We start from the raw sequence: 7,497 nt of genomic DNA on the forward strand, positions 1-7,497 counted from the left end.
TTATAACCCTGCCGGGCCGCCTGCGAGATCCAGCGCGCGCCCGCCAGCGGATCCTTCCTTAACTCATTACCATCGATGTAAAGGTCGCCCAGTCTAAGCTCGGCGTATATATGACCCATCTCTGAGGCACCCTGCAGGAGCAGTTCGGCCTGTGCCGGATCCCTGGCGAGAACGGTGCCATCGAGATAATATTTCGAAAGCGACTCCATAGCAGGTGCAAAGCCCTGCTTTGCACCTCTCCACAGCCAGTAGGCTGCCTTAAGCGGGTTCTTCTCGACGCCCAGTCCACCTTCGTAGATCAAAGCCAGATTGTATTCGGCAAAGACGTTCTTCTTGGCCGCACCGAGCACATACCAGTAGCGCGCCTCGTTGAGGTTTTTTTCGAGACCTCGTCCATCGCGATAGACATCGCCGAGCGAGCGATAGGCGATCGGAAAGCCTGCATCTGCTCCCGTCCGGTAGATTTCGCGCGCCTCGTCATGCCGGCCGGCGGCATCGATTGCGCGACCATAATTCATCAGGATGCGCAGGCTGTCCGGATATTGCTTGAGAGCGGTCAGACAAGCAGGAATGGCTTTACCGGGAGCGACCTGCTTGAAATAGACACCGACCGAGGGATCCGCGATTTCCTGGACATGGCCGGCCTCACGATCGCATTCGGTGATCTCGGGATAGAGTGGTGTATCGGCAAACTCCTCGTAGTTCGGCCTGATCTTCGTCGTGATACCCTGGATCTGATTGAGGTTTCCCTGAGAGGCGTCCTCCAGTCTCAGACGTGCAAGCTTGGAAAACACGCCGTTGGGAAAGCGCGTCAGATAATCCCGATATTGTTCGGGGCGTCCCTTTTCCGGGATCGCATTCCAGGTCGAGAGATCGTCTGCCGCATTGATCTTCCGATCGCTCGCAAGTCCTGCGACCTCGGTCTGTCCGCCGGAACTCTTGTTTTTGGCCTCGTTTAGTGAACCGATACGCATCTGCGCAAGATCCGTAAAAAGGCCGTTCGGAAAGCCGCGCAGATATGTCTCATAAGCTCCCACGGTGTCGACATCCGCGGCAGCCTGCCAGGACTGCGCGTCTTCAGTAGCCCGGGCGTTGAATTTTGGTATGCCCGCGACCGCGTTCGTAAAGAAGAATTCGCTTGTCAGCGAGGAATTGTCCCAGGGTACCTGCGCGCCGGCCGTCTCGTCGATGACGCGTTCGCGAACGCGCTTGAACACCTGCTCGATTGGCAGGCCCGGCGCCATCATGACCTCGGACAAGGCGCTTGTGAACGGGCTATTGCCCTTCGCGCCATCGGTTGCAACTTGGCCAGGCGCAGTGGCAAAGGCGATGAAGGTGCCAAGCGGTCCTGTAATCTTGGCAAGTCCCGGCACTGCCGCATCCGCCAGCGATATGTTCTTCTGTCCCCGCAGCGGGTTGTTGCGGCAGGCATCCAGGACGATAACCGATATCTTCGGATGGGCGCGTTCCAGTGCCTGCGTCACCATCCCGAGACCGAATGTCTCGAGCGGAAGGTCGGAGGGCGAACTGAGCTTGCTGTCGACTGGAATCAAATAATTCTCGTCATCATACTGGATGCCGTGGCCCGCATAATAGACGACAACACTGCTTTTATTGTTGACGGCGGCAATGAACAATTTCAGAGAATCGGCCATCTGCTGGCGCGTGCCATCCTTCAGAAAAAAGGTCTTGAAGCCCACTTTGGTCAGGGACTTCTCTATGAGTTCGGCGTCGCTCGCGGCATTCGGCAGGTGGGCAAACTGCTGGTAGCCACCATTGCCGATGACCAATGCGACCCGGTCCTCCGCATGTGCCACTGCACCCATCGCCGCGAAGATGAAAGCTGTTGTAACAAAGAGAAAGCGAAGCATCGGTCACGCCTGTTCAAAAGAAGGTCGAAATATATTCAACGCACGCCCGCCCGATGTCAAATAATGGCCTCAAAAGGAGTCGTCGATGTCAGTAATCTAGTCAGCCGGGGAAAAGCACGAGCCGATCGTCAATCGCGCAAAGGTGTCGAAAGATTCCCGCTTCACCACGCACCTGATCGAAGGCTGCCAGCGTGTCTCTGGATGTCGAGAGGAGATCCTGATCCGGTTCGCTCCGGTGGCGAAGGTGATGCAGCAGCGTATCGTAGACGGAGCCGAGCAGGTCGTCGGTGTCATGCGCCGCTATCCATGTCATCCATCGGCCCGACCAATCACGTGACACCTCGGTCGGGAGGGCCTCCAGCGCCAGGTAATAATTCTGGTCGCGCGGTTTCATGAGCTTTGCCGTCAGCCTGACGCGCCGCCGCAAGGCGAACTCAAGGAGATCGCCGAGATAAAGGAGTCCGACAGACGTGAGCGTGATATCGAATGAAAGATGTATCGTCGGATTGTTGCGCGAAAGGGCGATGAGGGCATCTACATGGCGGATGAACACCTCTGTCTGAAAGCCCTTTCGGATGAATTCGCCACATGCACCAAGGCCGTCCACCGAGGCCTGCACATGCACCGAGCGAAACGAGGGCCAGAGCTCTTCCACGCTTTTCCCCTTGAAGGAAAGCATGGTAAGATTGGTGTTATAGACGACATCGACATTGCCGGCCTGCCCGCTTTCCACCAGCGCCTGCATGATTTTCCAGTGCGTGTCATCGAAGAGCGGCTCGCCACCCGCCCAGTAAAGATGTCGGATCGTTCCACTGGCGACGGCCTCTTGAAGTTCCAGCAGTGATGCCTTGATCGCCTGTCCACGTCGCACTTGATAGGTGCGGTCCCAGGCGCCGACATGCGCTTCGACCCTGCCGATCGCGTCATTGGATCGTGCTTCGGCTTCCAGCGCGGTCGACGATCGCGGCCCGCAGATCCTGCATTTGAGATTGCAGATCGAATTGCGATAGTCGAAACTGAAGGGGGTCAATGTCGTGCTGCCCGACGCGTCCGTCTCGCTGACGGCATGGGGAAGCCATTCCTTCCATCGCTCGTTGATCTCATCCTTCAGGCTTTGGGCCCGGTTTCCGTCACCCTTGCAGAGACGACAGCGGTGGGGAAGCTCGTCGGAGAGCATCTGACGCCGCACCGTCCGCATGGATTCGCCGTTCCAATAATCCTGAAGGCTCGTCCCCATCTTGTCGTCGTCGACCTCAAAACGTCCAAGGTCAACTGCGCAGAGCCCGCGCACGCCTTGCGCATCGACATGGGCGTGCAGCCAGGGCATCAAGCAAAGGTTTCCGGGTACGGACAAGGCCACGATCTCCTGTTCTCTCGAAACCTTAGGCGCCAGCAAGCAACTCCGCGATCTCGACCGCGCCATTGCGCCAGCCGCCACGTGATGATGTCAGCCTGTCGCAGGCCGCGGCCAATCGTGAACGCGTGTCTTCGCACAACAAACGGTCGAGCTTGGCTTCGAGTTCACTCCCTGTGTCACTTCCGAGCAAACGCAGACCGACCCGATGATCTTCCGCCCAGCGTGCCCGATCGATTTGGCGATCCATGTCGCTTGTTTCATCCGGGACGAACAATGTCGGTACCGACCCTACAATGCTTTCGTGGAACGCATTGTAGCTCGACCTGAGGATTGCGCCATCCCAGGCCTTGCTGAAACGAAAGGAGGGGTAGGCGACGATTTTCGAGCGGTTCGGAGCAATCTCTTTCGATGATAATGATGAGGATAGGGCAGAAACGAGTTCCACAAGATGCAGACCCGGGCGACGCAACAGCCTCTCGGCAATCTCCTCATGGCGCCGGGCGAGATCCGGATTGGAGGTTCGTCCGATGTCGAGAAGCAYAATCGTCGCCTCCTGCGGCAGGCAAAGGGTCGCTCGCGCGGCGTCCCTTTCCAGGCGGTCGCCAGGGTCCGTCAGAAGGACCGGGGCCACGAGCCGAGCCTTATGGGCCTCACCCCGCGTCGGCCCAAGATCGTACTCCCTTGAAATCTCGCCCGGCTCGGCGACGATATCAAAATGGACCGATGCACCAAGATAGCCGGCATGGTGTTGCGGCCACATGGCGCGACGGATCCACATCGTCTTCAGCCAGGCACGCCGCTTCAACACGTCTACCAGGCCGTCGAACACGAAGTTCAGGTCGTAGACCAAGGTCTTGCTGCCCCGCGCGTCGAGGAGCAGTTCAATTTCCTGGGTCAGGCGCCGGTTCCATTCTACCGACTGTTCGCCGGTCGCAAGATGATGCGGCAAGAAATGGACGGAAAAGCCGAGGCTCCGCGCGATCGCTGCACTGTAGCTCATCGTCAAGAATGCTGCAGAAAAGCCTTTCGGAAGGTGCCTGGCGACTGCGAGTTGCCGCGTCAGGTGACCCTGACCGATCCCGTTTCCCGAGACGAACAGGATATCCTTCCCACCCCGATCAACCGCGCGTTGTCGTGGAATAGCCGGCATCGCCAGGGCCGGTATAAGGCACACGGAACGAGTGGGCATCGCCGGCCCGTCACCTGGGAGAATGAAAAGCGCATTGTTGTTGAAGCCGAACCAACAGCATTCCGGAATGTTAATCTCGCGCAGCCGCTCGCGGGGCACCAGTTCAGTTGCGTTGTAAGACGCGGAAATCGGCAGTACCGAGCCGAGCGTGCCGACAAGATCGTGAGGCGAAAATATCCTCATATGGTCGACTTGGCCGAACAGGCGGCTTCGCTCGGCTTGGTCGAGCACGCCGATGTGTTCCCGATAGCCTCCAGGCAAGAATGGCAGCGCAAATATGTGATAGCCGCCAGGTCTGACAAGCGCGTGCAATTGCCGTGCGACATCCGCGTAGTCACAGGGCAGGTGCTCGAGGACGTGATTGTGGATCACCAAATCGAATGACCGCTTTTCGAAACCAGTAAGATCGCGACAGAGATCGATCTGTTCTATCGTCGGGATGTCGCTATACTGCTCGATATCGACATCACCGCACCGATAGGAGGAGCCGTAGCGCCGGCTGAAGAACCTTGCGAGGCACGGCTCTGGCGCCAGATGCAGGATTTTTAAATCCTTTTCGAAGAACTTGTTGCGGTTCAGCCATTCGAAAAGCAGCCGATGCCGCTCGAGGGAATCGCAGGACAGACACCGCACGTTCTTCCGAAGAAATGCACTGTCAGGCCGGCCATAGGTGTCACCGAATGCGTGCCCGCCGCAAATGTTGCAGCAAAGCGTAACCGCCCCGTTTTCTGCCGGGTCGCTCATCCCCGTGTCAAGTCCCTGTCGGTTCGAACGATTCTGGCGTGGTCCTCCACGAAGCGTGCGATGAAGGCCGCGCCATTCGTCCATTCGATACTGGCACAGCGCGATGCGATGCGTTGCTGCTCAAGAGGGTCGAGAAGCTGCTCGACATACCTCGCCGCAAGTGGTAGGTCGAAGTCCCGCCGCAGCAGCCAGCCGTGGCCGGTGAGAGAGGCCCAGCGTCCACGATTGATCTGAAGATCCATCTCTTCGGCTTCGTTCGGAACGAAGAGCGTCGGAATTGCGCCAAGCACCTGTTCGTGAAAGGCGTTGTAGCCTGCGGCCGAGATGGCCGCATCGAAGGCCTTGCTGTAGCGAAAGCTTGGAAACAGCGATACGATCCGATGTCGCTCACCGAGTGATTCCGCCTGCTGGGCACCTACGGCGATCGGTGAGCGTATCTCAAGCGCGAGCGCCTTCGGGTGGCGCAGGACTTCCCGGATCAACCTGTTGCGCACCTCGCCCATGTCGAAATTGATTCCCGCGCCGAGCTGTATTGCAACCACAGTCGCATCATCCGGCAGGTCGAGCAGGTCGCGCGCGTCCTCACGACGAATCCGGTCCCTCGGATCGACATGCAGGACCGGGGGAACGACAAGCACCTCATGACGGCATGATTCGGTCGGTCCGTGATCGAAATCCTGCGCGAGTTCGCCCGGCTCGATTACAGCGTCGAAGCGGTCCGAATAATCCAGGAACATCGCGTGTTCCTGGCGCCACATTGGTCTCCGGACCCAGACTTTGAACAGCTCCGGATAGAGCGACAGGCAACGTGCGACCCCGTCGAAGACTGCGGTCGCATCATAGGCAAAGACGGTCGGTCGCAGGTGCGCGATGAGATTGAAGAGTTCCTCTGCAAGCGTGTTGTTCCAGTCGCCTGCCTCGGCACCCAAGGCGCGATGATGCGGCAGGAAATGGCATTGAAACCCTGCTTCGGCCGCGACCCTCATCGAATAGGCCATCGTCGTGAACACGGAATTCAGCGTGCGAGGCAGGCGCTGCGCGATCGCCAGTTGTTGCGTCAGATGGCCGACGCCGATGCCGTTCGAGGACATGAAGAGAACATTGCGCCGCGGGAGGGGATCGATTGCTCGCGGTGACGGCTGTTCGATCGAGAAATCCGGGCTTTGACCCAAGACCTTGCGGATCCTATCGGCATAGGAGGCTGCGGCATGGTTGTTCTCGACGAAGGACCTGGCGCGCGTCGACTGCTCGCGATAAAGGTTCGGATCGTCACTGTAGCGCTGGATGACCCGCTCGACATGGGCCGGGACCGAGTAGACCGCCGCGTCCTGAAAAAGGCTCTCGAAGGTCGGCGGAAGCACGACGACCAGCCCGACGGCGAGGGCCTCAAGGATCGTCCGGCCAAATGCTTCCGACCAGGACGGATCGTGGAAATATACGTAGAAGTCGAGCCCTGCGAGGAAGCGCGAAACGCCCTCCCATGCAAAGGGAAAGATCTCCCAGTTGGAAGGCAGATTGCCATATCTGTCGGTGAGATAGGCGCCACCGCCAAGAACGCGGATCCGGTAGCGCGTCGCATCGGATGGATAGATCTGTAGTACCTCGGCCGGCAACGGCCATTTCAAAGGGTCCGGTCGCGAATGACGGCCGATCACGATCGGCTGCGAAACCGGCCGATCCGGGCGCTGGTCCCACTCCTCGATATCGAGCAGATTGTCCCAGTTGATATCGAGGACGGTCACGCCATCCCGCAGGCAGACAGGGAGGGTCGATCGCACGACAGCGCTGACCGGAGCGAGAATGGCGGGCCTGCCGAAGGTCTCGCGTACATGCTGCGTGACACGTTGAAGATCATACTGGATACGGTCAGCAGCATCGAGGACCGGATGATGCAGTACGACCAGAACCATGTCCGCGATGATCTTGACGGGTCTATCCGGCCTGTTTTCCATGATCGTCGGATGGTGGACCTGGACCATCGCCGACCGGATCAGCTGATCGGGATCGAGACGTTCCGTAAGCCCCTCGTCGATCAGCCGGCGGAGCTCCGGATGCATCTGAAATGGCAGACTGATCAGTGGACCCTTGACAGCCAGGAGCCCGGTGCGCAGTCCGGCCTTGGCTGCAGCCGTGATTTCRGCGACAAGTGCCGTCGACGTGCCTCCTTCGAAGCGGACATCTGCCACATAAACAATATCGAGGTTAAGCATCATCGGCGACCCAGTGCGATTCCGGGAGCTGAGGCGATGAAGGCTTCCACATTCTGCCCGTAGCTCAGGATATGGATCGGCTTCCATTTCGACATGAGAAGGGCCCAGCGTCGTTCGAGATAGAAG

The 7,497-nt window shown here is 58.8% G+C and carries 4 protein-coding genes; all 4 read right to left on the reverse strand.

The window, feature by feature from the left end:
• Window positions 1-1,871: caspase family protein (locus tag AC1D1Z_RS31500; protein WP_477852762.1), on the reverse strand; the 1,871-nt coding region annotated here is incomplete at its 3' end.
• Between the two features lie 100 nt (window positions 1,872-1,971).
• On the reverse strand, window positions 1,972-3,225 hold the full coding sequence (locus AC1D1Z_RS31505) for a twitch domain-containing radical SAM protein (protein ID WP_477852764.1): 1,254 nt from the start codon (window positions 3,223-3,225) through the stop codon (window positions 1,972-1,974).
• A 28-nt stretch (window positions 3,226-3,253) separates the two neighbouring features.
• A complete protein-coding gene (locus AC1D1Z_RS31510) occupies window positions 3,254-5,245 on the reverse strand; it encodes a class I SAM-dependent methyltransferase (protein ID WP_477852766.1) in 1,992 nt (663 codons plus the stop codon).
• Window positions 5,158-7,374 carry a glycosyltransferase gene (locus tag AC1D1Z_RS31515; RefSeq protein ID WP_477852768.1) on the reverse strand — a complete coding sequence of 739 codons (2,217 nt, stop codon included), beginning with the start codon at window positions 7,372-7,374 and terminating at the stop codon, window positions 5,158-5,160. The genes AC1D1Z_RS31510 and AC1D1Z_RS31515 overlap by 88 nt, the downstream gene beginning before the upstream one ends.
• Between the last annotated feature and the right edge of the window lie 123 nt (window positions 7,375-7,497).

Source organism: Rhizobium sp. P1_E1 (assembly GCF_056406015.1).